Genomic DNA, 26,101 nt, shown 5'->3' on the forward strand with positions numbered 1-26,101 from the left:
TTTCGGGTCAAACGCCGACATTTGTGCAGTCCCTTCTTCCCCTCAGGGAGCCTTTTTGATGAAGACGCGGATCCGCAAAGTGGCAGTGCTGGGCGCGGGCGTGATGGGCAGTGGCATCGCCGCGCACCTGGCCAACTCGGGTGTGCGCGCTCTGCTGCTGGACATCGTCCCCCCCAAGGCCGCTCCAGGCGAGGACACCAGCTCCAAGGCCTTCCGCAACAAGTTCGTCCTGGGAGCGCTGGCCAACATGCGCAAGCAGCGCCCCAGCCCCATCGTCTCCGAGCAGGTGTTCACCGCCATCGAGGTGGGCAACTTCGAGGACGACATGGCCCGCATCGCCGAGTGCGACTGGGTCATCGAAGTCGTGAAGGAGGACATGGCCGTCAAGCAGGCCCTGTTCGCCAAGGTCGAGCAGTACGCCCGCAAGGACGCCATCGTCAGCTCCAACACCTCGGGCCTCTCCATCGCCGGCATGCTCCAGGGCCGCGGCCCCGAGTTCCGCAAGCACTTCCTCGTCACGCACTTCTTCAACCCCGTGCGCTACATGAAGCTGCTGGAGCTCGTCGCCGGTCAGGAGACCGACCCCGAGGTGGTGCGCACCATCCACGGCTTTGGCGAGGCGGTGCTCGGCAAGGGCATCGTCTACGGCAAGGACACCACCAACTTCATCGCCAACCGCATCGGCGTGTACGGGATGATGAAGACCATCTCCGAGATGCGTGAGGCGGAGATGACCGTGGAGGAGGTCGACAAGATCTTTGGCCCGGCCATGGGGCGGCCCAAGTCCGCCGTCTTCCGCACCGCGGACATCGTCGGTCTGGACACCTTCGTCCACGTGGCGAAGAACTGTTACGACACGCTCACCCAGGACGAGAAGCGCGACACGTTCGCCATCCCCGACTTCCTCCAGAAGATGGTGGAGAAGGGCATGCTCGGCGACAAGAGCGGCTCCGGCTTCTACAAGAAGGCCAAGGGCGGTGGCGGAGACGGCGAGAAGGAGATCCACGCGTTGGATCTCAAGACGCTCGATTACCGGCCGCAGAACAAGGTGCGCTTCGAGTCCCTGGGCGCCGCCAAGGAAGTGGAGGATGTGCGCGAGCGCATCGCCACGGTGATGAAGGGCCAGGACAAGGCCGCCAAGTTCGCCGAGCGCGTCACGCTGGACGTGCTGGCCTACTCCAGCCGCCGCATCCCCGAGATCGCCGACGACATCGTCAACGTCGACCGCGGCGTGCGCTGGGGCTTCGGGTGGGACCTCGGGCCCTTCGAGACGTGGGATGCCTACGGCGTGAAGGCCGGCGTGGCGCGCATGAAGGAACTGGGCATCCAGCCCGCCGCCTGGGTGGAGGAGATGCTGGCCGCCGGCCGCGAGTCCTTCTACGGCGTGCAGGACGGCCGGGACACCTACTGGGACATCCCCAGCAAGTCCGTGAAGCCCGTGCAGGAGAGCCCGCGCACCCTGCGCGTGGAGTACCTCAAGCGCGGCAACAAGAAGATCACCGGCAACGACAGCGCCTCGCTGTGGGACATGGGTGACGGCGTCACCCTGCTCGAGTTCCACTCGAAGATGAACTCCATCGACGATGAGATCATCGCGATGATGAACACCGCGCTGGACGAGACGGAGAAGAACTTCCAGGGCCTGGTGATCGGCAACGACGGGTCGAACTTCTCGGCGGGCGCCAACATCATGGCCATGCTGATGGCGGCCAAGAGCGACGAGTTCGACGCCATCCGGAAGATGGCGGCGGCCTTCCAAGCGGCCAACCAGCGCATGCGCTACAGCGGCGTGCCGGTGGTGACGGCGCCCTTCAACCTCACCCTGGGCGGCGGCGCGGAGGTGACGATGGGCGGCAACGCCATCCAGGCCTCGGCCGAGCTGTACATGGGCCTCGTCGAGGTCGGCGTGGGCCTCATCCCCGGCGGCGGCGGCAACATGCAACTGCTGCGCAACGTCTACGGCCCGTACTCCACGGACAAGGATTTCGATCCGCTGCCCTTCCTCAAGAAGGTGTTCCTGTCCATCGGCACCGCGAAGGTGGCCACCAGCGCCGAAGAGGCTCGCGAGGCGGGCTTCCTCAAGGCCACCGACGGCATCAGCGCCAACCGCGACTTCCTGCTCATGGACGCCAAGGCCCGCGTGCTGGGCATGGCGGCCTCGGGCTTCCAGCCGCCTCGGCCCACCCGCTTCCGCCTGCCTGGGCCCAGCGGCGCCGCCACCATCGACATGATGCTGTACGACATGCAGCTCAACAACCAGATCTCCGAGCACGACCGGAAGATCGGCCAGAAGCTGGCGCGCGTGCTCACCGGTGGCGACACCAGCCCCTCCGCGCTGGTCACCGAGGAGCGGCTGCTGGAACTGGAGCTTGAGGCGTTCCTGAGCCTCATTGGCGAGTCGAAGACGCAGGATCGGCTCATGTTCATGCTGGAGAAGGGCAAGCCGCTGCGGAACTAGCGCGCGGCTCTTATCCAACCTTCTCAGAGCGATTCAGATGAAGACCTTGAATGCCTGGATGCTCTCCAGGCGAGGAGACGAAACATGGCCGGTCGAGTCGTGATTGCCAGCGCGGTGCGGACGCCGTTCACCCGCGCCCACAAGGGAGAGTTCAAGGACACGCGGCCCGACACGCTCGCGGCCCATGTCATCAAGGAGGCGGTGGCTCGGGTTCCCGGGCTGAAGCCGGACGAAGTCGAGGACGTCATCCTCGGCTGCGCCATGCCCGAGGCCGAGCAGGGCATGAACGTCGCGCGCCAGGCCGCGCTGCTGGGTGGCCTGCCGGACTCCGTGCCGGCGATGACCATCAACCGCTTCTGCTCGTCGGGTACCCAGGCCATCGCCCAGGCGGCGCAGGCCATCCAGGCGGGGATGATCCAGGTGGCGGTCGCCGGTGGCACCGAGACGATGACGATGGTCCCCATGGGCGGCAACAAGGTGAGCGCCAACCCGGAGATCATGGAGAAGCACCCGGAGGTCTACACCTCCATGGGCGCCACGGCGGAGAACATCGCCAGCCGCTACAACGTGACGCGGGCGGATGCGGACAAGTTCGCCTACGAGTCCCAGCGCCGGGCAGCCACGGCCCGCGAGCAGGGGAAGTTCAAGGACGAGATCCTCCCCATCGCCACGACGATGTACGACGACGACGGCAAGCCCAAGCAGGTCACCGTCACGTTCGACACCATCCTGCGCCCGGACACCACGCTGGAGGGCCTGGCGAAGCTCAAGCCGGCCTTCAACGCCAAGGGCGTGGTGACGGCGGGTAACGCGTCTCCGCTGACGGATGGCGCGGCGGCGGCGGTGGTGATGAGCGAGGAGAAGGCGAAGGCGCTCGGGGTGAAGCCGCTGGGCTACTTCCTGGACTACCAGGTGGCCGGCGTGCCTCCGGAGATCATGGGCGTGGGGCCCATCCCGGCGGTGAAGAAGCTGCTGGCGAAGAACAAGCTGAAGATCGAGGACATCGACGTCTTCGAGCTCAACGAGGCCTTTGCCGCCCAGGCGCTGCACTGCATCCGCGAGCTGGGCATCCCGCTGGACAAGGTGAACCCGAACGGCGGCGCCATCGCCCTGGGTCACCCGCTGGGCGTGTCCGGTGCGCGACTGGTCGGCACCATCCTGTACGAGCTGAAGCGCCGCAACGGCCGCTACGGCGTCGTCACGATGTGCATTGGTGGAGGGATGGGCGCCGCGGCGCTCGTCGAGGTGGCGAAGTAGCCTCGATTCGGACAGCCTGCTGACTTCGGAAAGGGCCTCTCCCGTGCATAGGGAGGGGCCCGTTTCTTTGGGGAGAAGCGTCCATGCGAATGCGGCAGTCTGTGGCGGTGATGGCCCTGGTGCTCGGAACGATGTCGGGCCTGGGCTGTAGCTCGGATCTCAACGAGCAGGTGCAGACCTATTACTACAAGGGCATCAACACGACCCGCTCCGCCGACGGACAGGTCACCGCGCAGGGAGAAACCCTGCTGAGGCGGGTCTTCAATGGACCTCAGAGCCTCATCATCGAGGACGTGCTGACGCGGGACGCGGATCAGAACGTGGCGGAGACCATCTTCAATTTCCGGGTGCAGGGCTCGACGCTCACGGATCCCAACACGGGGTTCACCGGGCAACTCGTAGGAGGTGAAGCCTGGGACTGGATTCAGTGGACCGTCACCGGGACGCTGGACGACGGCACCACCATCGTGAGCACCAGCAGCATCAACGAGAACAAGGTCATCGTGGACATGAGCTTCAAGAAGGGGGACGTGCTCCAGTTCTCGGTGAAGCACGAAGTCCTTTCCATCCTGGGCGAGCGTTACGACGACCTGCGCGAGCAGTGGGCGAAGTCTCCATAGCGCGCCGCGGCCGGAGCCTCTTCAGTTGTTCGAGTGGAAGAGGCCCACCTGGCCCGGCAGCCGGCGGAACTCCAGCACCGGCATGTCGTCGCTGTTCTCGAACTCGGGGGCCCGGGAGGACAGCTCTTTGAGCGATTCGTCCCCCATGGCCACCAGCCGCTCGAAGCCGGCCATCCCGTCCTTGATGCCGATGGTCCCCAGCAGCGCGCGGCCCTCGTCGTAGTGCTGCATGAAGAGGTCCCGCTGGCGCGGCTGCAGCGGCTCCATCGAGGCGATGACCGTCATTCCGTTCCCGTAGGAGGGGATGCCCTTCACGTACGGGAACACCTCGTGGATGCCGTGGTATAGCGCCGCCATGTCCGGCCCGAAGATGTGCTGTGCCAGCACGCCCCCAGGTGTCATCCGCGAGCGCGCCAGCTCGTAGAACTCGCGGCTGTAGAAGCTCGAGGTCCCCGGCAGGTACGGATCCGTGACGTTGATCGAGATGATGTCGTAGCGGTCAGGCGTCGTCGCCAGGAAGTGGCGCCCATCCGTGACGTGGATCCGCACGCGAGGATTGGAGAAGTAGTCGTGGTTGCCCGGGCTGAACAGCTTCGTGTGGTCCACAAGCGCCGGGACGATCTCGACCGCGTCGATGGAGCTCACCTCCGACACGCGTGAGAACGCGCCTGCCGTGATGCCGTAGCCCAGGCCGATGTTCAGCACCTTGTCCAACTTCGGCGCGTAGAGGATGGGCAGGAAGGCCTGCGTCTCCTGCACATACTGCGTGCTGGCCTCTCCGTAGAGGTACACGAGGTCCGTCCGGTTGTTCAGCACCCGGAGCCGCTTGTCGTCTACGCGCACCACGCTGAAGATGCCGTGCGCGTCCTCACTCCGCACCACGGCCTTGTCGGCATCCACCACCGGCGGCACCTGGAGGCTCCGTGGCGCGATGATGGCCAGGAAGGCGAGCACCGCCACTCCGCCCAGCGCATGGTCCGTGAGCCGGAACTGCGGGCGGAAGCCGTACGCCAGCCCCGCCAGGGCGATCAGCAGCAGCACGGAGTTGAAGGCGATGAGACCATTCGAGCCGATGAAGTTGATGAGCACGTAGCCACTCGCCAGTGAGCCCATGAGGCTGGCCAGCGTGTTCATGCCGTATACGAGCCCCACCCAGCTCGCCCCGTTTGTCACCCCGGCTGGCCGCGCCGCGAGCGTGAGCGGGAAGATCAACCCGAGCGTCGTGGCTGGGAACACCACCATCAGCAGGATGAAGGCCACCACGAGCCCCGGCTGCGTCGGCTGGAAGGCCGAGCGCTCCAGCAGGAGCGCCGCCGCGAAGGAGATCACCGTCAGCGAGCACGCGTACAGGAGGATGCGCCACAGCGGCGTCGTCCCTCGGAGCATGGCGCTGCTCATTCGCGCCGCCTGGCCCATGAAGAGCAGGATGATCGCCAGGGTGATGCTCGTGACGTAGATGCGGTTGCCGAAGCACAGCGACAGGAAGCGCGTCCAGGTGATCTCGCAGGAGAGCGCTACGAAGCCCGAGAACAGCGCGAGCGCCAGCATCAGCGGGCGGCTCAGCATCCGGCCCTCGGGAGTGTTGGAAGGGCTCGGGGCTGGCTCCTCCGTGGCGGACTGGGGAACGGGTGGGAAGAAGCGGTTGCTCGCCAGGGCCACGGCGAAGATGACGGCGTTGATCGCCGTGGCGACCGCGCCGGCCCGGATGCAGCCGAGGTAGTAGATGAGGACGAAGCTGGAGATGATGCTCCCCGTGGCCGCGCCGATGGTGTTCACACCGTAGAGCGCGGACACCTGTCTCCGGTCCACTACGAGCTGGCTCAGCAGCGGGAGCGTCATCCCCATGAGCGCGGTCGGGATGCCGATGAGCCCCAGGCACACCGAGAACTGCGCGGCCACACGGGACAGCAGCGGCGAGTTGGGCGAGCCGGACAGCGAGAGGTAGAAGTTCTGGTGGGTGAAGAGCGTCCACGTCACGAGCAGCGAGCTGAGCCCCACCAACAGCTCCACCGTGCCATAGGCCGCCAGCGGACTCGCCGCCAGCCGCTGACCGTTCTTCAGCAGCCGGGACATCGCCAGGCTCCCGAGCGCCAAACCGAGCATGAAGACGGTGACCACGCACGCCATCGAATAGATGGTGCTGCCGAGGATGATGCTGAAGCCCCGCAGCCAGATGATCTGGAAGATGAGCGACGTCATCCCCGTGCAGAACAGGAGCGCGCACAGGAAGCGGAAGCGAGGGCGGCTGAGCGTGGCGGGAGCTTCAGTCATGGAATCTCCGTGGCGGCGAGCCGGGAGTAGGGCGCGAGCGTGCGAACCCGTTCGATGTACTTGTGGGCCTCGTCCTTGTCACCTCTCTCGAGCGCCAATCGCGCGAGCGCCTCGGCCACCGCGAGGTCCGACGGGTTGTAGCGGCTGGCTTCCTCCAGGAGCCCGCGAGTACGGTCGGGATCCAGCGGGGGCTGCACCTTCGCCGCCAGCCCCAGCACCTGGGCCATCCACACGGCGGCGGCGTGGTGCCGGGGGTACACCTCGAGCGCCTTGCGGAAGTCGGCCGTCAGCGCCTCGGCGTTCGCCAGCACCTCTTCCGGCGGCCGGGCTCCGAACCGATCGAGGGTCTCGACACCTTGGAAGAAGATCTGGTCCGCCTCGTGGACGCGCCGGGTCTCGTCCCGCAGTGCTTCCAGTTCCTGGCTCTGCGAGGCGCTGGCCTGCAAGTGAGCGAAGACGGAGCCCGGCGGCGCGGCGATGAGCTGCCGGACGGCGGCATCGATCTCAGCGGGTGTCTCCTGGGGGAGGAAATCCAGCACCGGGTTCATGTCCCGGTTCAGCAGGGGGACCCGGTCGGCGATCTCCTTCAGCCGCTCCGGCCCGGCTCGGAAGCTGGCGAAGAAGAGCCCCGGCGAATCCCAGCCGAAGGCCCCGAGATCCGCGCGCGCCACGTGGTCGAACTTCTGCTGCCAGGCCGCCAGATCGATCCGCGCCTCGTCCCGGAAGCCGACGATGAACGCCTCCTGTGTGTTGAGGCCCAGCGGCAGCCAGAGCAGGCTCTGCGGGAAGACCTTCTGGAAGGTCTTCAGGATGACCATCGCCTTCGTGGTTCCCGCGTTGAGCGGCAGCCACGCGAGCGCCACGCCTCCAGGACGCAGATGCTTGCGCGCCTCGATGAAGTGCTCCTCCGTGTAGAGCCGGAGGCTGCCCTCGCTCGCGAGGATCATCGAGTCCGACATGATGACGTCGTACTGCTCCTGGCTCATCTTCAGGAAGTGCCGGCCGTCCATCACGTCCACGCGCACGTTGGGCCGGGTGCTGGCGTGCTCGTTGAGCGCTCCGAAGTACTGCTCGGCCATGGGGACCATGTTTTCGTCGAGCTCGACGAGGTGCAGCAACTCCGGCTGGTAGAGCAGCAGCGTCCGCGCGAGCTCGCCCACGCCGTAGCCGATCTCCAGCACCCGCTGCGGGTTCGAGTGGACGAGCATTGGCAGATGCGCCTGGAGCTTCTGCGTCTGCCGCCGCGCGGGCACGGTCTCGCCGGACTGGAAGGGGCCTCCGAGGAGGACTCGCTCTCCCTGGGGGTTCTCGGCCACCATCACGGGCTGCAGGCTGCTCTCTCTCTCGGCGATGATGTGGAAGTCCGGGCGGAGGCTCACGTGCTCGTAGTAGCGCGTGAGCCAGTCGTCTCCGAGCCAGCCCGCCAGCCCCACCGCCGTGAGCAGCGCACCCATCCCGAGCCACTTGGCGCTCATGGGCCGGATCGCGAGGCCCGCCACGCCCACGGCGACGGCCAGGTTGAGCATGGCGACAAGCAGGAGCGTCGCCGATGTGCCGATGGCCGGGAAGAGCACGAAGCCCGTCAGGAACGAGCCCAGCACCGAGCCCGCGGTGTTCGCCGAGTAGATGCTGCCCACGGATCTCCCCAGCAGGCGCAGCGGCGCCGCGTGGAGCTTGCCCGCCAGGGGAAAGAGGCCGCCGAGCAGCAGCGTCATGGCGAAGAGGATGAGGAAGCCCACGGCGATGCTGAGCGAGCGGTGGCCTGCTCCGCTGATCACGGACAGCAGCGGCAGGCTGAGGAGCCCGAGGAATCCCAGCACGGTCTCGAAGGCCACGAAGAGCTTGAGATCGCTCAGGCCCGCGGGGCTCCAGCGGCTGAACGCGAGGCTGCCCAGGCTGATGCCCAGCAGGTACACGGACAGGACGCAGGCGAAGGTGGTCAACCGGCCCAGCAGGAGGAAGTCGAGCAGGCGGAACCAGATGACCTCGTACGCGAGCGCACAGAAGCCGGACACCGCGAAGGCGGGCAGGAGGATGCGGCCGTCGAGCGTCTCGCCCGCTTCGGGGGAAGGCGCAGGGGCGGGGGACGCTTCAGTGAGCGTGGTGGGTGTCGGGCCGTGGCGGCGGGACAGGAGCAGGGCTCCCAATCCCGTCACGGCGTTGAGCATGAGCGCGAGGTGGTAGCCCACCTCATAGCCCAGCACCCACACCAGCCCGATCATGAGGATGGCGCCCGCGGCCGCTCCCAGGGTGTTGATGGAGTAGAGCTGGCCCAGCCGGGCCTTCAACCCATCGTCCCGATCCACCACGTACCGTGCGAGCACGGGCAGGGTGCCGCCGATGAGCGTGGCCGAGAGCGAGACGAAGACGAAGGCGATGAAGAAGACGAGCCACTTGATGGTCGCTTGCGGCGCCCAGGCATAGAGGGCCGAGTAGAGCGATTCGATGTGGCGGAAGGCATAGAACGCGAGGAGCCCGCTGAAGGCGACTCCGAGTTCGAGCAGGCCATAGAGGCGCAGGGGCTGGGTCTGCCGGTCCGAGATCCTCCCGAAGAGGTAGGAGCCCAGCCCGAGCCCAAGCATGAACGCCGTGATGACGGCGGTGACGCTGTGGGTGGTGCCCCCGAGCAGGTACGTGAAGATCCGCGTCCAGAGGACCTCGAAGAGGATCCCCGAGAGGCCCGAAACGAAGAAGAGACGCAGCACCCAATGTTGTGCGGTGGGGGCGGAAGCGGGGGCGGCCATGTGGGTGTCGCGAGGATGCCACAGGAGCGGGGCCCTCTGCCCGGCTGGTTGCTGGGCATTCGGGTTTATGCCAGGAAAGGAAGCGGGAGGTGCCCTGTGGCGGATTCCAGTGCGTGGCGCAGGTTTCCGGAGCGGCTTGGTGTGGCGCATCCGATCATCCAGGCTCCCATGGGCGGAGGTATCACCACGCCCGAGCTGGTGGCGGCGGTCTCGAACGCGGGTGGGTTGGGCTCGATGGGAGCCTCCTATCTGCGGCCCGAGGAGATCGTTCGGCAGGCCCAGGCGGTGCGTGCGCTCACGCAGCGGCCGTTTGCCATCAACCTGTTCGCTCCTGTGAGCGCTCCCGGCGCGGATCCGGCTCCCATGCTGGCGATCCTGGCGCGCTATCACGAGCAGCTCGGGCTTCCTGCGCCCCAGTCTCCCGCGACCGCGCTTCCGGACTTCTTCAAGCAGGTCGAGGCGGTGCTCGAGTGTTCTCCCGCCCTCTTCAGCTTCACGTTTGGCATCCCGCCGGCCCATGTGCTTGAGGCGTTCAAGTCACGCGGCATCCTGGTGGCGGGAACGGCTACGAACGTCGAGGAGGCACGGCAGCTCGAGGCTGCGGGCGTGGACTTCATTGTCGCCCAGGGTTCGGAGGCGGGCGGCCATCGAGGCACCTTCGCTGTTCCTTTCGAGGCGGGCCTGGTGGGGACGATGGCCCTCGTCCCACAGGTCGTCGATGCCGTGAAGCTCCCGGTCATCGCGAGCGGAGGCATCATGGATGGCCGGGGCATCCTGGCTGCCCGGGTGCTCGGCGCGGTGGCGGTGCAGCTCGGCACGGCCTTCATGACGTGCCGCGAGGCTGGCACCGCGCCGGCTCACAAGACGGCGCTCCGGGGGGCTCGTGATGATTCGATGCGCATCACCCGCGCGTTCACGGGACGCCCGGGCCGGATGATCTCCAACGAGTTCATCGAGACGCTCTCGGACAGTGAGGCCATTCTCCCGTTTCCCGTTCAGCACTACGCCACGATCGGTTTGAGGGGCGCAGCGGCAAAGCAAGGGGATACCCGGCTCATGGCGCTCTGGGCGGGGCAGGCTGCGGCGCTCAGCCGGGATGTGTCCGCTGCGGACCTGGTCCGTGCGCTGGTCTCCGAGTCCGAGGCCACTCTAGCGGCCCTCCGGTAGCGCTCGGCGGCACAGGGGCACATGGCTTGGGGCAAGGTGCCCCCTCGGGCGAGGCTGTTTCCGAACCTGTAGGACTAGGATACAGGTTCGTTCCGGTCGCGCCCGACAGGGGGTCTTCCTGTCCGCGAGAGTTCAGCGCGTCCACATGGCGACGTCCAGCCCGTCGCCCATCGGCACCTTCACCGCGAGGTAGGGGCTGTCCTCGCTGTGCACGTACTGGACGTAGGGCGCGACCATCTCCGGCATGAGTTCGATGTCGTCCGCGACGAGGAGGGTGCCTCGGCGCAGCTTCGGCTCCAGGAGCTGGAGGACCGGGAGGTATAGCCCCTTCCACCCGTCGAGCAGCACGAAGTCGATCTCCGGAGCCACGTCACGCAGCGTCTCCCGGGCGTCGCCCTCGCGCACCTCGACGAACTCCGAGAGCCCGGCCTCCGCGATGTGCTCTCGAGCCCGGCGCACCTTGTGAGGCTCCAACTCGGTGGTGATCACCTTGCCTCCGCCAGAGTCCTTCAGCGCCGCGGCGAGGAAGATCGTCGAGATCCCAAACGAGGTCCCGAACTCGACCACATGCCGGGAGCGGCTGGTCCGGACCATCATGTAGAGCAGTTGTCCCACGTCTCGGGAGACGGGAATGAACGCCTGGCTCAGTGCTCCAGCCAGCTTGCGATCATCCAGTGCTCCCCCTTGGCGGCGGGTCTCCTCCGCGAGGGGAGCCAGGATGGCGGGGTCATTCTTCTCGGCTTCAGTGAAGAGTCGGTCGAGCACCGAGGCGATGGCGGGAGTCTTCAGTGAATGGGGCATGTGAGTTCTCCGTGCTTCAAGGTTCGGGAGAACTCTTGTCCGGCCAGCAGACTTGCCACCAGTGCAACTCATGCACTGAATGATTGCACGGGACGCAATCTGGGAAGGCTCCTCTACGCTCGGGACTTCATCGTGGGGCACACGCGGCGAACGCACTCGCGGAGCCAGCGATGGCCCGGGTCCGCATCGAAACGCGGATGCCACGCTTGCGAGATGGTCATCACGGGCAGGCTCGCGGGCAGGGGGATCTTCTCCAGGCCCAGCGTGTCCCGGAAGTGCTCCGAGAAACGCTCCGAGACGGCCGCGACCATGTCCGAGCCAGCGACGGCCGCCAGCGCGGCGAACATGGAGGGGAGGGTCAGGACCACCCGCCGCGTGACGCCCGCCTCCTCGAGGAGGTCGTCCAGCGGCCCACGCAGCTTCCCGCGCCGGGAGACGGAGATGTGCGGATGCTCGGCCAGCCGCTTGAGCGAGAAGCGGCCTCGCAGCAGCGGATGGCCACGCCTCACGACGGCGACGAAGCGGTCTCGGAACAGGGCCTGGACCCGCACCTCAGGGCCCATGGGACCGATGGCGCCCAGATCGAGGTCCACCTGGCCATCTCGGAGGGCTCCGACGTCTTCCTCTCCCTCGGGGACGAAGCGCGCCACGACTCGGGGCGCCTCGGCCTGGAACAGGCGGATGAGCGGCTCGGAGAGCATTCCGGCCAGTGCATCGCCCGCCCTCAGGGTGAAGACGCGCTCGAGCGTCGAGGGCTCCAGGGGCCTGCTTGGCCTCAGCAGCCCGGAGGCCTGCTCCACGGTCTCGTGCACGCGACTCTGAAGCGCCAGGGCATGAGGCGTTGGGACGAGCTTGCGGCCTGCTCGAACCAGGATCGGGTCTCCCACGGCCTCGCGGATGCGCGCCAGGGTCCGGCTCATGGCCGGAGCGCTGAGGTTCAGCCGCCGGGCGGCTCCGGTGACGCTGCCCTCCCGGAGAAGGGCGTCCAGGGCGATGAGCAAGTTCAGGTCGATGGCTCGGCCTCCGTGACGGGGACTCCCGCCATGCGCAGCACCCGGAGCGCATTGGTCGTGTCCACCACCCCCGTCCGCAGCTTGTAGTCGAACACCATCTTCTCGCCCTCGAGATGGTCTCGGAAGTGGACGTTGACCACGTGCGCTCCCGGCTCGTCCGCCAGCGCAGCCAGGGACAGATCGTGCGTCGTCACTGCCCCGCAGGCTCCCGTGCCCAGCAGCAGCCGCAGCACCTCGCGAGAGGCGATCTGCCGCTCGCGCGTGTTCGTGCCCAGGAGGATCTCATCGAGAAGGAACAGGCTCTGTCCCTTCGCCGCCTGGGCCGCGTCCAGCACGGCCTTGATGCGCTGCACTTCCGCGTAAAAGTAGGACACGCCTCGCTCCAGCGAGTCCTTCACCCGCATGCTCGTGAGCACCTGGAGCGGAGACAGCGTGAACTCCCGCGCGCACACGGGCGCTCCGGCTAGCGCCAGCACCACGTTGGCACCCACCGCACGCATCAGCGTCGTCTTCCCGGACATGTTCGAGCCCGTGATGAGCAGCGCGTGCCGAGGCCCCGGCAGAGACACGTCGTTGGGCACCGGGCTGTCCAGCAGCGGGTGGCCCAGCTCTTTCGCCTCCACCCTTGGCCCCTCAGTCACCAGCGCGGGCCAGACGAAGGCCGGCCGATCGTGCGCGAAGCCCGCCAGGCACGAGAGTGCCTCCAGCTCCGCGAGCGCCTCGAACCAGCGGCGCACCTCCTTGCCGTGCTTGGCCCGCCAGTTCTCCAGCGCGAACAGCGCGTGGATGTCCCACAGCGTGAACAGGTGCACCAGGGGATGGAACTGGTGCCGCTTGAACTCCACCCACGAGTACAGCCGGCTGAAGCGATGGAAGTGCGCGGACACCCGGGGCTCGCCCGGACGCTGCAGGCCAGACTGGAGCCGCTGGAGCAACGGGTGGCGAACCTCCTGGCCCTCCACTCGGGCGAAGAGGGGCGCATAGCGCACGAAGCCTTCCTCTCCGGCGGACATCTTCGCTTCCATCTCCCGAAGCGTCCGGAGCGTGGCCATCGCTATCCCGAGCTGCACGAAGAGTCCCAACCACCACACCCACCCCGGAACCACGCTGAACTGGCCGAGCACGTAGAGTGTGAGCGTGATGGGCGGCAGGATGATCGCCAGCGGCCGTGACCAGCGGATCGAGTCGAGCGACGGACCCGCCTCGGCCCATTGAATGAAGTGGCTCGGATCCGCCTTCTCCCGAGACACCACCCGCGCCTCCACGCACACGTCCTGCCGGAACGCCACGAGCGGCGCCAGCTCCTGGGCTGCTCCCTGTCTCGCCACCACCTCTTCGGCCGAGGCCGAGCTCGACAGCCAGGATGCGAGCCGCTCCTCGCCCGCTTTCGTCGCCGTCTCGTTCAACAACTGGAAGAGGCTGGCCTGGCCGAACACATCCAGGTCCGGCGTGTACAGGTGCGAAGAGGAGAGGAAGCGCTCCCCACGGTCCATGAACTCGCGCCACGCTCCACTCAGCCGGGCCAGGCCCCGCTCGTTCAACGTGACGTACAGCCGCTCCCGCGCCTCGCGGCGGAACACATAGTGGTGCAGCACGGCGAGCACGGCGTAGAAGACGATGGCCCCCACCACTGCCCACCAGTAGGGCTTCGGCAGCTTCCCAAAGCCGGTGAGGCCCGCGATGCCCGCCGCTCCCAGGAACGTGAGGCCTCGGAGGTTCGCATAGCGCGCGCTGACCCGATCCAACACGGCCAGCCTGGCCTGGGCGGCGGCGCGGCGCTCGGTGTACGTGCGGTGAGGAGTGGACTCGGCTGGGGCAGTCATGGATCCCGGGCGTGGTGGCTGATCGAGGCCCGGCAGGATAGCGGCGCCGCGAGCCTTACGGGCCCCAAAAGCACGACGGGCCCGACCGCTTCTCGCGGCCGAGCCCATTCGTTCGTTCACTCTCAGGGGGCTGTCAGGGATTACTTCTCCTTGCCAGCGATCTTCCGCAGCGCCTTCTGGTCACGCACGCAGAGGATGCGGCCCACGTTGCCGAGCACGCCCTCGCGCTTCATCTCGTTGATGAGCGTGGACACGAACGAGCGGGACGCGCCCACCAGATCCGCCAGGTCCTGCTGGGTAATCCCGCGCAGGTCCGTCTCACCGCCGTGCGGGCAGCGCTCGCCGTGCGCCTCGACCAGGGTGAGCAGGGTGTCCGCCAGGCGGGCCGGAACCTCCTTGAACGTCAGGCCCAGCACGCGCTTGCGGAGTGCACGCACGCGCTCGGCGTAGGCGCGAACCACGTCCAGGGCCAGCGCCGGGCGGGCCTCGAGCTGAGCGCGGAAGTCACGGCCCTCGATGGACCACACCTCGGCCTCGCCGGAAGCCACCGCCATCTCCTCGATGGTGGTGCCCTCGGGGCGGAACACCTCACCAAAGATCTCGCCAGGGCGAAGGATGCTCACCACCGAGCGGGTGCCGTTCTTGCCCACTCGCATCAGCCGCACGCGGCCCGACTTCAGCAGGTACACGCGGTCCGTCGTGTCGCCATAGCGATAGATGACCGAGTTGTGCGGGAAGGACTCAACCTTGAAGTAGCCCTTGAAGTCGATCGCCTCCTGGCCGGGGACGATCTTGTTCGCGGTCACCATCATTCCAGAGCTGGTGGTCTGCAGCGGGGCAACGACGTTGGAACCGATGGGACCGAGGGGACGGTTGAAGCCGTGCATTGAGTACTCTCCTGCGAACAAGGTGGGTGGGGAGGAATCCCGGAGTGCCGAACGAGGAACCTTCTTTCCAAGCTTTGTGCCAACCCCGGAATGAAATGCCTCCGGGGTAACAAACCGAGCAATGCCGCGTACTTAGCGATCAAGGTCCAATTTGTGGCGAGCGCTGTGTCCAAAACTTGAAACAGAACGTTCAAACAGTCTGATCAACGTGAACGAAACGTTCAATTTCCAGGGGGCTCTGTCGGCGCTGCGACACTGTCCTGAACGAGACGTGCCTGCACGCGACGCTAGCCCTGTCCACCGAGCGACGAGGGGACCGACTGGGAAAGCCCGAATTTCTGGAGCTTGCGCTCCAAGGTCGGCCGGCTGATTCCAAGAATCTGGCAAACCTTGCCCTTGTGGCCCTTGGTCACGGCCATGGCGCGCTGGATCAACATGCGCTCGGCCTCTTCCAGGGTGGGGATCTGGCTGGCGTCGTCCACCGCCGGGGCCGTCAGGAGGGGCACCGGGGTGGGAGTGGCGGTGGCGCGGCCCGGTTCGGGGGCCCCGGCCTCCAGGGCAGGCAGATCGTCTCCCAGCAGCACCTCGCCCGGAGCCAGCACCACGGCGCGGGTGAGGACGTTCTCCAACTCTCGCACGTTGCCGCGCCAGGGCAGCCGGGAGAGGTGCTCGAGCACCTCCGGAGGCACCCGCGTCACCCGCTTGTGCACCTTCTCGTTGATGCGCTCCAGCAGGTGGTGCACCAGCAGGGGGATGTCCTCGCGGCGCTCGCGCAGGGGTGGGATGGTGATCGTGATGACCTTGAGACGCTGGTAGAGGTCCTCTCGGAAGCGCCCGGCCGCCACCTCGTCGGCCAGGTTGCGGTGCGTGGCGGCGATGATGCGGGCGCGCAGCTTCACGCGCTTGACGCCACCCACGCGCTCGAACTCGCGCTCCTGCAGCACGCGCAGCAGCTTGGCCTGGAGCATGAGCGACATGTCGCCAATCTCGTCCAGGAAGACGGTGCCGTCCTCGGCCAGCTCGAACTTGCCCGGCTTGGTGCTGGTGGCCCCGGTGAACGAGCCCTTCTCGTGGCCGAACAGCTCGCTCTCCAGCAGCGTGTCCACGATGGCCGAGCAGTTGATGCCGATGAAGGGCTTGGTCTCGTCGTACGAGTAGTTGTGGATGACGCGGGCGAACAGCTCCTTGCCCGTGCCGCTCTCGCCGTTGATGAGCACCGTGGCGCGGCTGCTCGTCACCTTGCCGATCTCCTTGACGAGCTGCTGCATGAGCGGGCTGGTGCCGACGATGTCGCCCAGGCGCGCGGCCGCGTTCTCCACGCTCATCGAGGCGGCGCGGCGCGAGAGCTGCCGATACTCCAGCGCCCGCTCGACGACGAGATCCAGCGCGGCCGGCTCGGGGAAGGGCTTGTGGATGTAGTCGAACGCTCCGGCCTTCATGGCTCGGATCGTCGTCTCCATGTCGTGGTGCGCGGTGACGAGGATGATGCGCGCGTCGCCGCACAGCGTCTTCAGCTCCTCGATGATCTCCAGGCCGCTGCGGTCCGGCAGCATCATGTCCAGGATGACCACGCTGGGCATGGCATCCTGGGCGGCCTTCAGGCCCGCGGCGGCGTTGGTGGCCGTCACCACGTGATAGCGCGGTGCGCCATCCTGGAGGATCTCCTCGAAGTGCATCTGGAGATTCTCCAGGAGCCCCACGTCGTCATCGATGATGAGAAGGGTCTCCATGCAGCTCACTCACACGGCAAAGGTGAGTGTGAACACCATTCCTGGCTCCGAGCTTCCCTCGGCGGAGATGTCACCCCCCTGGTTGAGCATGACACGTCGGAGCGCCGCGAGGGAGAGGCCTGCCCCCCGTGCCAAGCGAGAGCCGAAGGGCTCGAAGAGCGTGCCTCGCTCCTCCGGGGGCAGGGCGGCGGCGGAGTCCTTGAGCACCATCAGAGGTCGGCCCTCGGGGCCTCGACGCAACTGGACGTTCACGTGGGAGTCCTCGGGCTGGCCCATGGAGATGTTGAGCAGGAGCTGGGCGAGCACCGGCCTCAGTCGTGTGGCATCCACCCGCACCCGGGGTAGCTCCGGATCCTCCTCGACTTTCAGCTCGATGCGGCGCTCGGCCATCTCGGGCGCCACCATGGCCTGGGCCTCCTGGACCACGGTGCGCAGCGGCTGTTGATCCATGTTGGGCACGCTGTCGCGGCCGTACTCGGAGAGCAGCCAGAGCATCCGCTCCATGGTGCGGATCTCCCGATTGGCGATCGTCAAGCGGCGCTTGTCCCGGTCCGACAGGGTCGTGTTCCGTTGCAGTGTCTGCACCGCCATCTTCACGGAGCTGAGCGGGTTGCGAATCTCATGGCTGAGCGAGGAAGAGAGTTTGGAGATCTGCACCGGTGGGGCCCCGTCCAGCAACCCATCCAGATCCTGGATGATGGCCGTGGGCTCGCCTGCCTCCAGGCCCAGCACGAGGCGGAGCGGCGCGGGCTCGTCATGGCGGGAGAGCGGGTGTTCGAGCGAGGGGCCCTGACGCTCGGCCTCTGGCGGGCGGGGCTTGGGGCCGATCCGGGCGGAGATGAACTCCACGGCGCGGCGATCCTCCCGGGCGCGGGCGTCCAACTCGTGGGCGCGCTCGGGGGTGATGCCCAGGGCTAAGTGCAGCGGCACATCCTGAAGTTCCGCGGCGGGGCGGCGAAGCACGGCGACGCAGTCACCCTCGGCGCGGGTGACCCGGAGGCTTGGAGACCAGACGAGCTGGAGTGCTTGCAGGAGCTGGGCGTTCATTGGTCGGCCCAGAACATAACGAGTAAGGTTCCGCCCTGTCCCCATGGGCTTTCCGAAGAATCTGGTTTCAAGCTTCCTCTTCCTGTCCGGGGCGACCGCCCTCGTCTACGAGCTCGTCTGGTCCAAGTATCTCGCCAATGTCCTGGGGAATAGCGGGCAGGCGCACTCCGTGGTGCTCGCCACCTTCATGGGCGGGCTGGCACTGGGGGCATATGTTTTCGGGCGAACAGCTGACCGGGTGAAGAACCCCCTGGCCATGTACGGCCTGCTGGAGCTGGGGGTGGGGCTCTACGCGCTCCTGTTCCCCTCGGTGCTCCAGGTGCTGAGCGCGGCGTACCTGTCCGTGGCGGTAAAGGTGCCGGATGGGGTGCGGGTGGTGCCCAAGCTGGGGCTGGCGGCGCTGTCCCTCGTGGTGCCCACCATGCTGATGGGAGGCACGCTGCCGGCGCTGGTGCGGCACTTCTCCGCCTCGCTGGCCCATGTGCGGCGCGAGCTGGCTCGCCTGTACGCCGTCAACAGCCTGGGGGCCGCACTGGGCGTGTTCCTCGCGGGTGTGAGCCTGGTGCCGGCGCTGGGCCTGTCCCTGTCGGCGAAGCTGGCCGCGAGCCTCAACATCCTACTGGCGCTCGGGGCGCTGGCGCTGGCTCGCAAGCATCCGCCCGCGCTCACCCAGGGCCAGGGCGCTCCAGCCGACGGAGCCGCCGCCGAGGACGGGGATTCGCTCTCCTATCCCCACGCGGCGGTGAGGGCCGCGCTGCTGGGCGTGGCGCTGTCCGGCTTCACCTCGATGCTCTACCAGGTGACGTGGATCCGCCTGCTGTCCATCGTCCTGGGCGCTTCCACGTACGCCTTCACGCTCATCCTCACGGCGTTCATCCTGGGCATCGGCCTGGGCAGCTTCTGGCTGATGACGCGCAAGGGCAGGGGAGACCTCCTGCGCCTCTTCGCGTGGCTGCAGGTGGCGCTGGTGGCGAGCGTGTGCATGGCGCTGCCGCTCTACGTCCGGCTGCCGTACCTGTTCCGTAAAGCGCAGTTCATGATGAACCGCTCGCTGGACACGTGGCCCTACTTCCAGTTCCTCACCTTCGCGTTCTGCTGCGTGGTGCTGCTGGTGCCCACCTTCTTCATGGGCGCGGCCTTCCCGGCGGCGGCGCGCGTGGCCACCGCGAAGGTGGCCGAGGTGGGGCGGCAACTCGGCGGCGTCTACCTGTGGAACACCGTGGGCACCATCACCGGTGCCGCACTCGGCGGGCTGGTGCTGATGCCGTGGTGGGGCATGGAGGGCAACTTCATCGCCGGGCTGGTGGGCCACCTGGTGGCGGCCGGTGTGGCCTTTGCCGCCGTCCCGAGCCGTCCTGCCCAACCCGTCCGAGCCTTCTGGCCCCTGGGCATCGGCGTAGCCTGTGGGCTGCTGTTCCTGCTGCCCATGCGCGGTTGGGCCGTCGCCCTGTCGGGCATCACCTCGTTCCGCATGCGCGAGGCGCCGCCCGAGACCTATGCCGCGGCCGTCTCCAGCTTCGAGCGGAGCATCCAGCCGCTCTTCTACCAGGACGACACCTTCGCCACCGTTCTCGTGGGAGAGCTGAAGAACGGGCACCGGTTCATGAAGCTCAACGGGAAGGTGGATGCTTCCAGCGGCCTGGATATGGAGACGCAGATCCTCCTGGGCCAGTTGGGCATGCTGCTGCACCCGCGCCCTCCGGAGAATGTGCTCATCGTCGGCGCCGGCTCGGGTGTCACCGCCGGCTCCGTGCTGGCCCACCCCGTCAAGCGTCTGGACATGGTGGAGATCTCTCCCGCCGTCGTCGAAGCGGCTCGCCTCTTCAAGGCCTTCAACCGCAACGCCGTGGATGATCCGCGCACGCACGTCCACATCGACGATGCCAAGACGTTCATGGCGCTCGCGCCGCTCCAGTACGATCTCGTCATCAGCGAGCCGTCCAACCCCTGGGTGGCGGGCGTCTCGGGCCTCTTCTCGCGGGACTTCTTCCGCACCGTGGATCAGCACCTCACCGACGACGGCATCCTGGTGCAGTGGATCCACACCTACGAGAGCAGCGAGGAGATCCTCAAGCTCGTCATGCGCACCCTGCGCGAGACGTTCCCCTACGCCACCACCTGGCTGGGCCCCACGGACCTCATCCTCGTCGCCAGCCGCAAGCCGCTGACCTTCGACGCGCGCCAGGTGGCCGAGCGCATGGCGCTCCCAGAGGTACGTGAGGATCTGGCCCGTGCCGACATCCACGACGTGTTCGGCCTGCTCGCCAAGCAGGTGCACAGCGACGCGGGGCAGGGCGAGTTCGCTGGAGCGGGCCCCATCAACACGGATGACCGCAACCTGCTCGAGTACGCTGCTCCGGTGGCCTTCTTCCTCCAGAACCAGGAGACGCGTGTCCACGACGAGCGCCGGGGCCCGGATGGAGGCTCACGGCTGTGGATCCACCGTTACCTCCAGGAGCATCCGCCCACCGCCCAGCAGGCAGCTGCCCTGTACCGCAACCTCGATCGCAACCACGCCCTCAATGATCCGCTCCTGCGCGGCGCCGCGGCGCTCTGGTTCTCGCTCGCCCCGGACAGCCTGGAGGCACGGCTGGCGCTGGCCAACACCACGCTCGCCCAGAAGGACCTGGCCCTGGCCGAGTCAGTGCTCGCCCCCGCGCTGGATCAGGGGCGCGAGGATCGCCATTTCGTCTCTGCCTGGCTGCGGCTGGTGACGGCTCGGGCCTGGGCCTCGCGCACCGCGTGGACGCCCGTCTCCGGGCTCTCCGAGGCCGTCGCGCTGGGGCAGCAACATCTGCGCGCTCACCCCGAGGATTCTGAGCTGACCAAGGCCCTCGCGGCACTCTGCGAGGTGGTGCCACAGGACTGTAACGCCCCAGGTCCTACCCCCACAGTGGCAGCTCCGGGGGCTCCCTGAGCCCTCCCAGGCCTTCCAGTGTGACTTAAATTCCTGGGATTACGGACATTTCCAGCCATCCTCCCGATGACCGATAGTACGCGGAGTCTGATCCCTCTACTGTCCGCCTGCCCTCGACATTGAAGGGTGCCGTTTCCCCACCGCCAATACCCCCAGGGAGTTACTCATGAAGGCCCTTCCGAAGAAGCAGCTGCGCAAGGCTCGTGGTCAAGGCATGACCGAGTACATCATCATCGTGGCCCTGATCGCGATCGCGGCGATCGGCGTGATCACGCTGTTCGGCGACAACATCCGCAAGCTGTTCGGCGCCTCCGCCGCGGCGCTCGCTGGTAACTCCAGCGTGTCCAACGACGGTGCCAGCTCCAACGACACCCTGAACAAGAAGACGATGAAGAGCTTCGCCGAGAACAACGCTTACTAGTTCTCGCTGAGTCGGTGGGAGCCCGGCTTCGGCGGGGCAGCTCGCTGGCAGGGGAAGGCGGCACGGGCCCGAAAGGGATCCCGGCCGCCTTTCTGCTTTGCGGGCCGATGATCCGCCCCGAGAGCTGCCCCTGTCGGGCGCGAGCGGAACGAACCTGTGTGCTTGTCGGACAGGTTCTGACTCGGCGCGGGGGACTCGCGCCCGAGCGGAGGCTTGGAGTAAGGAGAGGGCTTGGGGCGGTCCGGTCCGGGGATCGCGGTCATGACTCATGGTTGAGAGAGCCGCCGACGGGTGGAGACGCGTGGCCGCGCTGCTGGGCACGCTGGGGTTGATGGTGGCAGCCACGGCTGCTGCCGCTCCGTCCGAGGAGCCGCGTGCCGCCATCCGGCGCTATGCCCTCATCATCGGCTCGAGCGAGGGAGGGGCCGGGCGCGAGCGGCTGCGCTACGCCAGTTCGGACTCAATGGCCGTCTCTCGGGTGCTGGAAGAGCTGGGCGGGGTGTCCGTAGGGGATCGGCTGCTGGTGCTCGAGGCGGATCGAAGCTCGCTGGTGTCGGCGCTCGATCGGATGCGCCAGCTCATCTCCAGTAACCCCTCTCGGGAGGCTCGGCGCGAGCTGGTGCTCTACTACTCGGGGCACTCGGATGCGGACGGCCTGCTGCCGCGCGGAGAGCGTCTCTCCTACACGGACCTGCGCCGGCTGCTCTCCGAGATCCCGGTGGATGTGCGCATCGCCATCCTCGACTCGTGTGGCTCCGGCGCGCTCACCCGTTTCAAGGGAGGCGCGCACCGGCTGGCCTTCCTCTCGGACGTCTCGTCACAGGTGCGTGGGCACGCGTTTCTGGCCTCCAGCTCCGCGGACGAGGTGGCGCAGGAGGCGGACTCCATTGGTGCCTCCTTCTTCACGTACTTCCTGCTCTCTGGCCTGCGCGGCGCCGCGGACACGAACGGAGACAACCGCGTCACGCTGGACGAGGCCTACCAGTTCGCCTACCACGAGACGCTCGCGCGCACGGAGAGCACCCAGGGGGGGCCCCAGCATGCGGCTTATGACATCCAGCTGGCGGGCAGTGGCGATCTGGTGATGACGGATCTCCGCGGCTCGCAGGCCCGGATGGGACTGGCGCCGGAGGTGGAGGGCCGGCTCTTCGTGCGCAACTGGGGCAATCAGCTCGTGGCGGAGCTACAGAAGCCCGCGGGGCGGCGTCTGTCGCTCGGCCTGGAGCCGGGCCGCTACCACGTCACCCTGGAGCGTCCCCAGCAGCGCTTCGAGGCGGAGCTGGTGGTGGCTGGCCGCGAGGAGGCGGAGCTGAACGCGGGGGACTTCGTGCCCATGACGCTCACGCACACCGCCCAGCGCGGCGGAGGCGCGGCGCCCGAGGAGGAGCGGAGCTCCGTGGACGCGCCCACCGTGCCGCTGAACCTGTCCTTGCTGCCTCCCCTGGCCACGAACACGCTGTGGGGACCCCGCAGCCTGAACCATGTCTCACTGGGCTTCTTCAGCGCGCGCTCGCTCCAGGTCCGTGGCATGGCGGTGTCCGGTGGCGTCACCTGGGTGGATGGGACGATGGAGGGGCTCCAGGCTTCGGGGCTCGTCAACGTGGCGGGCGGCGAGGTGTGGGGAGGGCAGGCGGCGCTCGGCGGGAACCTCGCGTTCGGCGATGGCAAGGGCGTGCAACTGGCAGGCCTGGTCAACATCGCCGAGGGTTCCTTCACCGGGCTGCAGATGAGCGTCACCGCCAACCGGACGGATGCGGCGATGCGTGGAATGCAGGCCGGAATCGTCAACGCGACGGAGGTGCTGAGGGGCGTGCAGGTGGGCCTCGTCAACATCGCCGGGGATGTCTCCGGATCGCAGATTGGCCTGCTCAACGTGGGCAACGAGGTGCGGGGCTTGCAGCTGGGGCTGCTCAACATCGCCGAGGATGTGACGGTGCCCATCGGCGCGCTCAGCATCGTGCGCAAGGGGCGGCTGGCCTTCGAGGTGTGGGCGGACGACATTTCCCCCGTCAGCGTGGGCTTGAAGTACGGCAGCCAGCGCGTCTACGTGTTGCTCGTCGAAGGCGTCCAGCCCTGGGAGAAGACGTACCGCTCCTTCCTGTTCCTGGGGCTTGGACTGCACTTCAACCTGACTCCGTCGTATTACCTGGATACGGACATGAGCTATGGCTCGTGGAGCACGCATATCTTCGGCAACGCCCCCAAAAATCATCTGATCCGGACGCGGCTGATGGTGGGCCGGGAGCTGAAGCGGAGGCTCGCCCTGTTTGGCGGAGTTTCGGTGAACCTCTACGACGTGCCCGAAGAGCTCGAGGACCGCTGGATCAGCTGGATGCCTCAGTGGACGGTGGGGAAGGGCGAGAACCCGGACCGTATGTGGCTCGGGTTGCTCTTCGGCCTTCGTATCTGAACAGCGCGGCGCGCCTGCTTCAGCGGGGCTCGTCGACGATGCCGAGGTACTCGCCGAGCCGAAGCTCGACGTCGAGGCCCTTCGCGGCGAAGTGCTTACCGAGCCGCGCGAAGCTCGTCTGGAAGCCAGGTTGCGTCAGCGACTTCGTGTACTCCCCATAGGCTGTTGCAAAGTCGGCGTCCGGGGGCAGTGACGCCCGGTTGATCTGGGCCTTGGCGGCCGTCATGACGGCCTTGTCGAACGAAGCCAGTCGGGCCGCGAGCTGGTCCACGAAGCGATCGAGCTCGACGTCGGGCAAGGTTCGCGTGACCCAGCCATATCGCTCGGCGAGTTCCGCGTCGTAGTCCTGGCTGGTGAGGATCGCTTCGAGGGCGCGGTCACGCCCGATGAGGCGTGGAAGGCGTTCGCTGCCACCTCCCCCGGGCACGATGCCGGTGCCGACTTCCGGCTGTCCGAAGCTGGCGTGCTCGCGGCTCGCGTAGCGCAGATCGCAGGCCAGAGCGAGCTCGTTGCCGCCTCCGCGGGTTCGTCCACGAATCTTCGCGATGCTCACGAAGGGTGCTTTCGAGAGGCGAATCACCAGGTCGACCCAGGCCGGGACGGAGCCTGGGCCCGGCGTGAACGGGAACTTGTCGGCTTGCCGCAGATCGAAATGGTTGAAGTAGAAGCCGCTGGTGCTGCTCGTGAAGATGACGACCTGTACTTGATCGTCATTCGAGAGCTCGACGACAAGCTCGTGCAGCCGTTTCACTGTCTCTGGCACGATGACGTTCGCGGCTGGGTTCGAGAACGTGATGGTTGCGATCTTCGGCGTCGAGCGTTCGACGCTCACGGTGCTTTGCTCGCTCATTTTGCGCTCCTGGGATTGCCTTGCTCAACGTTCCGGCTAGCGGCCGAGGAAGCGGTTCACGTCAGCAGCGAACTCTTCTGGATACTGGAACAAGAATGCGTGCCCAGCGTCCGGGTAGATTCGCAGTTGTGCATTCGCAAGGTGTCGGGCCATCAGGTAGGAGTTGGTCGTCGGTACCATGATGTCGTTGTCGCCGTTGGCCACCAGCGTCGGCTGCTTGATCGCCGCGAGGCGCGAGAGCTTCGACGCGTCCGGGATACCCCAGGTCGAGATGGCGGTCAGGTGCGCGTGGGTCGTCTCCCGGGTCACGGCAACGTCTCGATCGGTCTGCCGCAGGCGAAGGCGCGCGATGAACTCGCGGCCCTTGGCGCGACTCGACTCCGATTTTTCGAAGAAGATGGTCAGTATTGCCTCCGCGTCGATCTTTTCGCGCAGCGCGATCTCGAGCACTTCCGGCACGTACATGTGCATGCCCTCGCCGCCTTGGGGGCCCGTTCCGGCGAGGACCAGGCGGCGCACCTGATGGGGCCTCATCAGGGCGAACTCTTGCGCCACGAAGCCACCCAGCGAGAAGCCCAGGAGGTCGACACGCGCCAGCTTGAGCGCATCGACGAAGGCGATGGCGCCGTGAGCCATCTCGGTGACCGTGTCCGGCGTCCTGCCGCTCGAGCCCGCGACGCCGACGTTGTCCATCAGGATGATCTCACGCTCTTCAGCGAGCGCGTCGACCAGGGCCGGGTCCCAGTTGTCGAGATTGGCGCGATAGTGAACGAAGCACACGAGCGGCGTCGCCGAGCCGTCGTTCTTGCCGAACCGCCGGTAGGCGTACCTCACGCCGTTGGCCGCTTCGAGAGTCAGGTTGGGAGCAGTCAGTTGCCCGATTTTCATGGTCATGTTGGGTCCTTTCGCTCGCTCAGCGAGTCGGTTTCGAGGGGGGACGGAGATACAGCCCGCGTGACAAGCCGTCTTTCACCCGCCTTGTGAGCTCGTCGACGAGCACCTCGTCGGCGCCAGCCTCCACACCCTCCAGTGCCAGTCGCGCGACTTCCTCTGGCCGCACCTTCGGGACATCGAGTTCGCGCACCATGTCCGTGTCGATGTAGCCGGCGTGCACGGCGGTCACCTGCGTGCCTTGCGGCTCGAGTTCTGCCCGTAGTCCGTTGGTCAGCGCCCACGCCGCGGCTTTCGAGGCGCAGTAGGTCGCCGAGCCGGGCGGTGCCACCCAACTGAGCACCGACAGAACGTTGAGAATCGCGCCGCCGCCGTTCTTCGCGAGGACGGGTGCGAAGGCCTCACTCACCGCGAGGAGCCCGAAAAAATTAGTCTCGAACTCCTCGCGCGCGCTCGCGACGATGTCTCCCGCAAGCAGCCTGCGTGTTCGCAGGACGCCGGCGTTGTTCACGACAAGGGTGACGTCGCCGAGCTCGCGAGCCGCCGCCGCGATGGTATCGGGCTTCGTCACGTCGAGGACCACTGGCACGACGCCGGCGATGGAACTCGGGGTGGGAGTGCGAGCTGCTGCGTAGACCTTCCTGGCGCCGCGCTCGACCAGCGCTTTCACGATGCTGAGACCGAGGCCCCGGCTGGCGCCCGTGACGAGCGCGACGGATTGCTGAATGTTCATGACCTCCTTTTCGCAACGACGCGCGGTTCGAGCCAGTGGCAGAATCGACAATGTTCGGTCT

18 protein-coding genes are annotated in these 26,101 nt (G+C 67.0%); 7 read left to right on the forward strand and 11 right to left on the reverse strand.

Annotation, left to right across the window (positions count from 1 at the left end):
- The first annotated feature begins 58 nt into the window (after positions 1-58).
- The 3 genes from KY501_RS26305 (at position 59) to KY501_RS26315 (ending at position 4,335) form a co-directional block, all read left to right on the forward strand.
- Positions 59-2,458 (forward strand): 3-hydroxyacyl-CoA dehydrogenase/enoyl-CoA hydratase family protein, encoded by a 2,400-nt coding sequence (locus tag KY501_RS26305; RefSeq protein ID WP_224366200.1) that lies wholly within the window; start codon positions 59-61, stop codon positions 2,456-2,458.
- An 84-nt stretch (positions 2,459-2,542) separates the two neighbouring features.
- A complete protein-coding gene (locus tag KY501_RS26310; RefSeq protein ID WP_224366201.1) occupies positions 2,543-3,715 on the forward strand; it encodes a thiolase family protein in 1,173 nt (390 codons plus the stop codon).
- A gap of 83 nt (positions 3,716-3,798) precedes the next feature.
- Positions 3,799-4,335: a hypothetical protein gene (locus KY501_RS26315; protein WP_224366202.1), complete on the forward strand. Its 537-nt coding sequence runs from the start codon at positions 3,799-3,801 to the stop codon at positions 4,333-4,335.
- A gap of 21 nt (positions 4,336-4,356) precedes the next feature.
- On the opposite strand, the gene KY501_RS26320 is transcribed toward KY501_RS26315, so the two are convergent.
- Complete coding sequence (locus tag KY501_RS26320) at positions 4,357-6,606, reverse strand: fused MFS/spermidine synthase (RefSeq protein WP_224366203.1); 2,250 nt, start codon at positions 6,604-6,606, stop codon at positions 4,357-4,359.
- Complete coding sequence (locus KY501_RS26325; protein ID WP_224366204.1) at positions 6,603-9,350, reverse strand: fused MFS/spermidine synthase; 2,748 nt, start codon at positions 9,348-9,350, stop codon at positions 6,603-6,605. The genes KY501_RS26320 and KY501_RS26325 overlap by 4 nt, the downstream gene beginning before the upstream one ends.
- A 141-nt stretch (positions 9,351-9,491) precedes the next feature.
- On the opposite strand from KY501_RS26325, the gene KY501_RS26330 reads away from it, so the two are divergent.
- Complete coding sequence (locus KY501_RS26330; protein ID WP_224366205.1) at positions 9,492-10,517, forward strand: NAD(P)H-dependent flavin oxidoreductase; 1,026 nt, start codon at positions 9,492-9,494, stop codon at positions 10,515-10,517.
- Between the two features lie 132 nt (positions 10,518-10,649).
- Here the strand turns inward: KY501_RS26330 and KY501_RS26335 are convergent, their stop codons facing one another.
- The 6 genes from KY501_RS26335 to KY501_RS26360 form a co-directional block, all read right to left on the reverse strand.
- Positions 10,650-11,318: an O-methyltransferase gene (locus KY501_RS26335; RefSeq protein ID WP_224366206.1), complete on the reverse strand. Its 669-nt coding sequence runs from the start codon at positions 11,316-11,318 to the stop codon at positions 10,650-10,652.
- Between the two features lie 113 nt (positions 11,319-11,431).
- Entirely contained in the window at positions 11,432-12,319 is an 888-nt protein-coding gene (locus KY501_RS26340; protein WP_224366207.1) for a LysR family transcriptional regulator, read from the reverse strand.
- Positions 12,320-12,321: 2 nt separating this feature from the next.
- Positions 12,322-14,154 carry a MutS-related protein gene (locus KY501_RS26345; protein WP_224366208.1) on the reverse strand — a complete coding sequence of 611 codons (1,833 nt, stop codon included), beginning with the start codon at positions 14,152-14,154 and terminating at the stop codon, positions 12,322-12,324.
- Between the two features lie 140 nt (positions 14,155-14,294).
- The gene (gene mrpC / locus KY501_RS26350) at positions 14,295-15,041 is read right to left on the reverse strand and encodes a Crp/Fnr family transcriptional regulator MrpC (RefSeq protein WP_224243812.1); all 747 of its coding nucleotides are present in this window, start codon (positions 15,039-15,041) and stop codon (positions 14,295-14,297) included.
- Between the two features lie 287 nt (positions 15,042-15,328).
- Positions 15,329-16,771, reverse strand: coding sequence for a sigma-54-dependent transcriptional regulator (locus tag KY501_RS26355; RefSeq protein ID WP_224366209.1), 1,443 nt, complete (start codon positions 16,769-16,771; stop codon positions 15,329-15,331).
- Positions 16,772-16,780: 9 nt separating this feature from the next.
- On the reverse strand, positions 16,781-17,818 hold the full coding sequence (locus tag KY501_RS26360) for a sensor histidine kinase (RefSeq protein ID WP_224366210.1): 1,038 nt from the start codon (positions 17,816-17,818) through the stop codon (positions 16,781-16,783).
- 43 nt (positions 17,819-17,861) lie between these two features.
- On the opposite strand from KY501_RS26360, the gene KY501_RS26365 reads away from it, so the two are divergent.
- The 3 genes from KY501_RS26365 to KY501_RS26375 all read left to right on the forward strand — a co-directional run bounded on the left by KY501_RS26365 (position 17,862) and on the right by KY501_RS26375 (position 23,566).
- On the forward strand, positions 17,862-20,735 hold the full coding sequence (locus tag KY501_RS26365) for a fused MFS/spermidine synthase (RefSeq protein ID WP_224366211.1): 2,874 nt from the start codon (positions 17,862-17,864) through the stop codon (positions 20,733-20,735).
- Between the two features lie 166 nt (positions 20,736-20,901).
- Positions 20,902-21,156, forward strand: a complete 255-nt coding sequence (locus KY501_RS26370) for a hypothetical protein (protein WP_224366212.1) — start codon at positions 20,902-20,904, stop codon at positions 21,154-21,156.
- Positions 21,157-21,424: 268 nt separating this feature from the next.
- The gene (locus tag KY501_RS26375; RefSeq protein ID WP_224366213.1) at positions 21,425-23,566 is read left to right on the forward strand and encodes a caspase family protein; all 2,142 of its coding nucleotides are present in this window, start codon (positions 21,425-21,427) and stop codon (positions 23,564-23,566) included.
- 19 nt (positions 23,567-23,585) lie between these two features.
- Here KY501_RS26375 and KY501_RS26380 read toward each other — a convergent pair whose 3' ends face one another.
- Genes KY501_RS26380 through KY501_RS26390 form a run of 3 tightly spaced genes read right to left on the reverse strand, consistent with a single transcriptional unit; the run spans position 23,586 to position 26,040 of the window.
- Positions 23,586-24,416, reverse strand: a complete 831-nt coding sequence (locus KY501_RS26380; RefSeq protein WP_224366214.1) for an enoyl-CoA hydratase/isomerase family protein — start codon at positions 24,414-24,416, stop codon at positions 23,586-23,588.
- Positions 24,417-24,452: 36 nt separating this feature from the next.
- Complete coding sequence (locus KY501_RS26385; protein WP_224366215.1) at positions 24,453-25,310, reverse strand: alpha/beta fold hydrolase; 858 nt, start codon at positions 25,308-25,310, stop codon at positions 24,453-24,455.
- Positions 25,311-25,329: 19 nt separating this feature from the next.
- Entirely contained in the window at positions 25,330-26,040 is a 711-nt protein-coding gene (locus KY501_RS26390) for an SDR family oxidoreductase (RefSeq protein WP_224366216.1), read from the reverse strand.
- Between the last annotated feature and the right edge of the window lie 61 nt (positions 26,041-26,101).

Origin of the sequence: Hyalangium versicolor, assembly GCF_020103695.1 — a bacterium.
Taxonomy (GTDB): Bacteria; Myxococcota; Myxococcia; order Myxococcales; family Myxococcaceae; genus Hyalangium; species Hyalangium versicolor.

What these genes read in the sequence shown, in the direction of transcription:
- KY501_RS26380 (WP_224366214.1), bottom strand. Translation starts at nt 24,416, where the DNA reads ATGAGCGAGCAAAGCACCGTGAGCGTCGAACGCTCGACGCCGAAGATC.
- KY501_RS26325 (WP_224366204.1), bottom strand. Translation starts at nt 9,350, where the DNA reads ATGGCCGCCCCCGCTTCCGCCCCCACCGCACAACATTGGGTGCTGCGT.
- KY501_RS26310 (WP_224366201.1), top strand. Translation starts at nt 2,543, where the DNA reads ATGGCCGGTCGAGTCGTGATTGCCAGCGCGGTGCGGACGCCGTTCACC.
- KY501_RS26370 (WP_224366212.1), top strand. Translation starts at nt 20,902, where the DNA reads ATGAAGGCCCTTCCGAAGAAGCAGCTGCGCAAGGCTCGTGGTCAAGGC.
- KY501_RS26355 (WP_224366209.1), bottom strand. Translation starts at nt 16,771, where the DNA reads ATGGAGACCCTTCTCATCATCGATGACGACGTGGGGCTCCTGGAGAAT.
- KY501_RS26390 (WP_224366216.1), bottom strand. Translation starts at nt 26,040, where the DNA reads ATGAACATTCAGCAATCCGTCGCGCTCGTCACGGGCGCCAGCCGGGGC.
- KY501_RS26360 (WP_224366210.1), bottom strand. Translation starts at nt 17,818, where the DNA reads ATGAACGCCCAGCTCCTGCAAGCACTCCAGCTCGTCTGGTCTCCAAGC.
- KY501_RS26305 (WP_224366200.1), top strand. Translation starts at nt 59, where the DNA reads ATGAAGACGCGGATCCGCAAAGTGGCAGTGCTGGGCGCGGGCGTGATG.
- KY501_RS26315 (WP_224366202.1), top strand. Translation starts at nt 3,799, where the DNA reads ATGCGAATGCGGCAGTCTGTGGCGGTGATGGCCCTGGTGCTCGGAACG.
- KY501_RS26320 (WP_224366203.1), bottom strand. Translation starts at nt 6,606, where the DNA reads ATGACTGAAGCTCCCGCCACGCTCAGCCGCCCTCGCTTCCGCTTCCTG.
- mrpC (WP_224243812.1), bottom strand. Translation starts at nt 15,041, where the DNA reads ATGCACGGCTTCAACCGTCCCCTCGGTCCCATCGGTTCCAACGTCGTT.
- KY501_RS26345 (WP_224366208.1), bottom strand. Translation starts at nt 14,154, where the DNA reads ATGACTGCCCCAGCCGAGTCCACTCCTCACCGCACGTACACCGAGCGC.
- KY501_RS26385 (WP_224366215.1), bottom strand. Translation starts at nt 25,310, where the DNA reads ATGACCATGAAAATCGGGCAACTGACTGCTCCCAACCTGACTCTCGAA.
- KY501_RS26375 (WP_224366213.1), top strand. Translation starts at nt 21,425, where the DNA reads ATGGTTGAGAGAGCCGCCGACGGGTGGAGACGCGTGGCCGCGCTGCTG.
- KY501_RS26335 (WP_224366206.1), bottom strand. Translation starts at nt 11,318, where the DNA reads ATGCCCCATTCACTGAAGACTCCCGCCATCGCCTCGGTGCTCGACCGA.
- KY501_RS26365 (WP_224366211.1), top strand. Translation starts at nt 17,862, where the DNA reads ATGGGCTTTCCGAAGAATCTGGTTTCAAGCTTCCTCTTCCTGTCCGGG.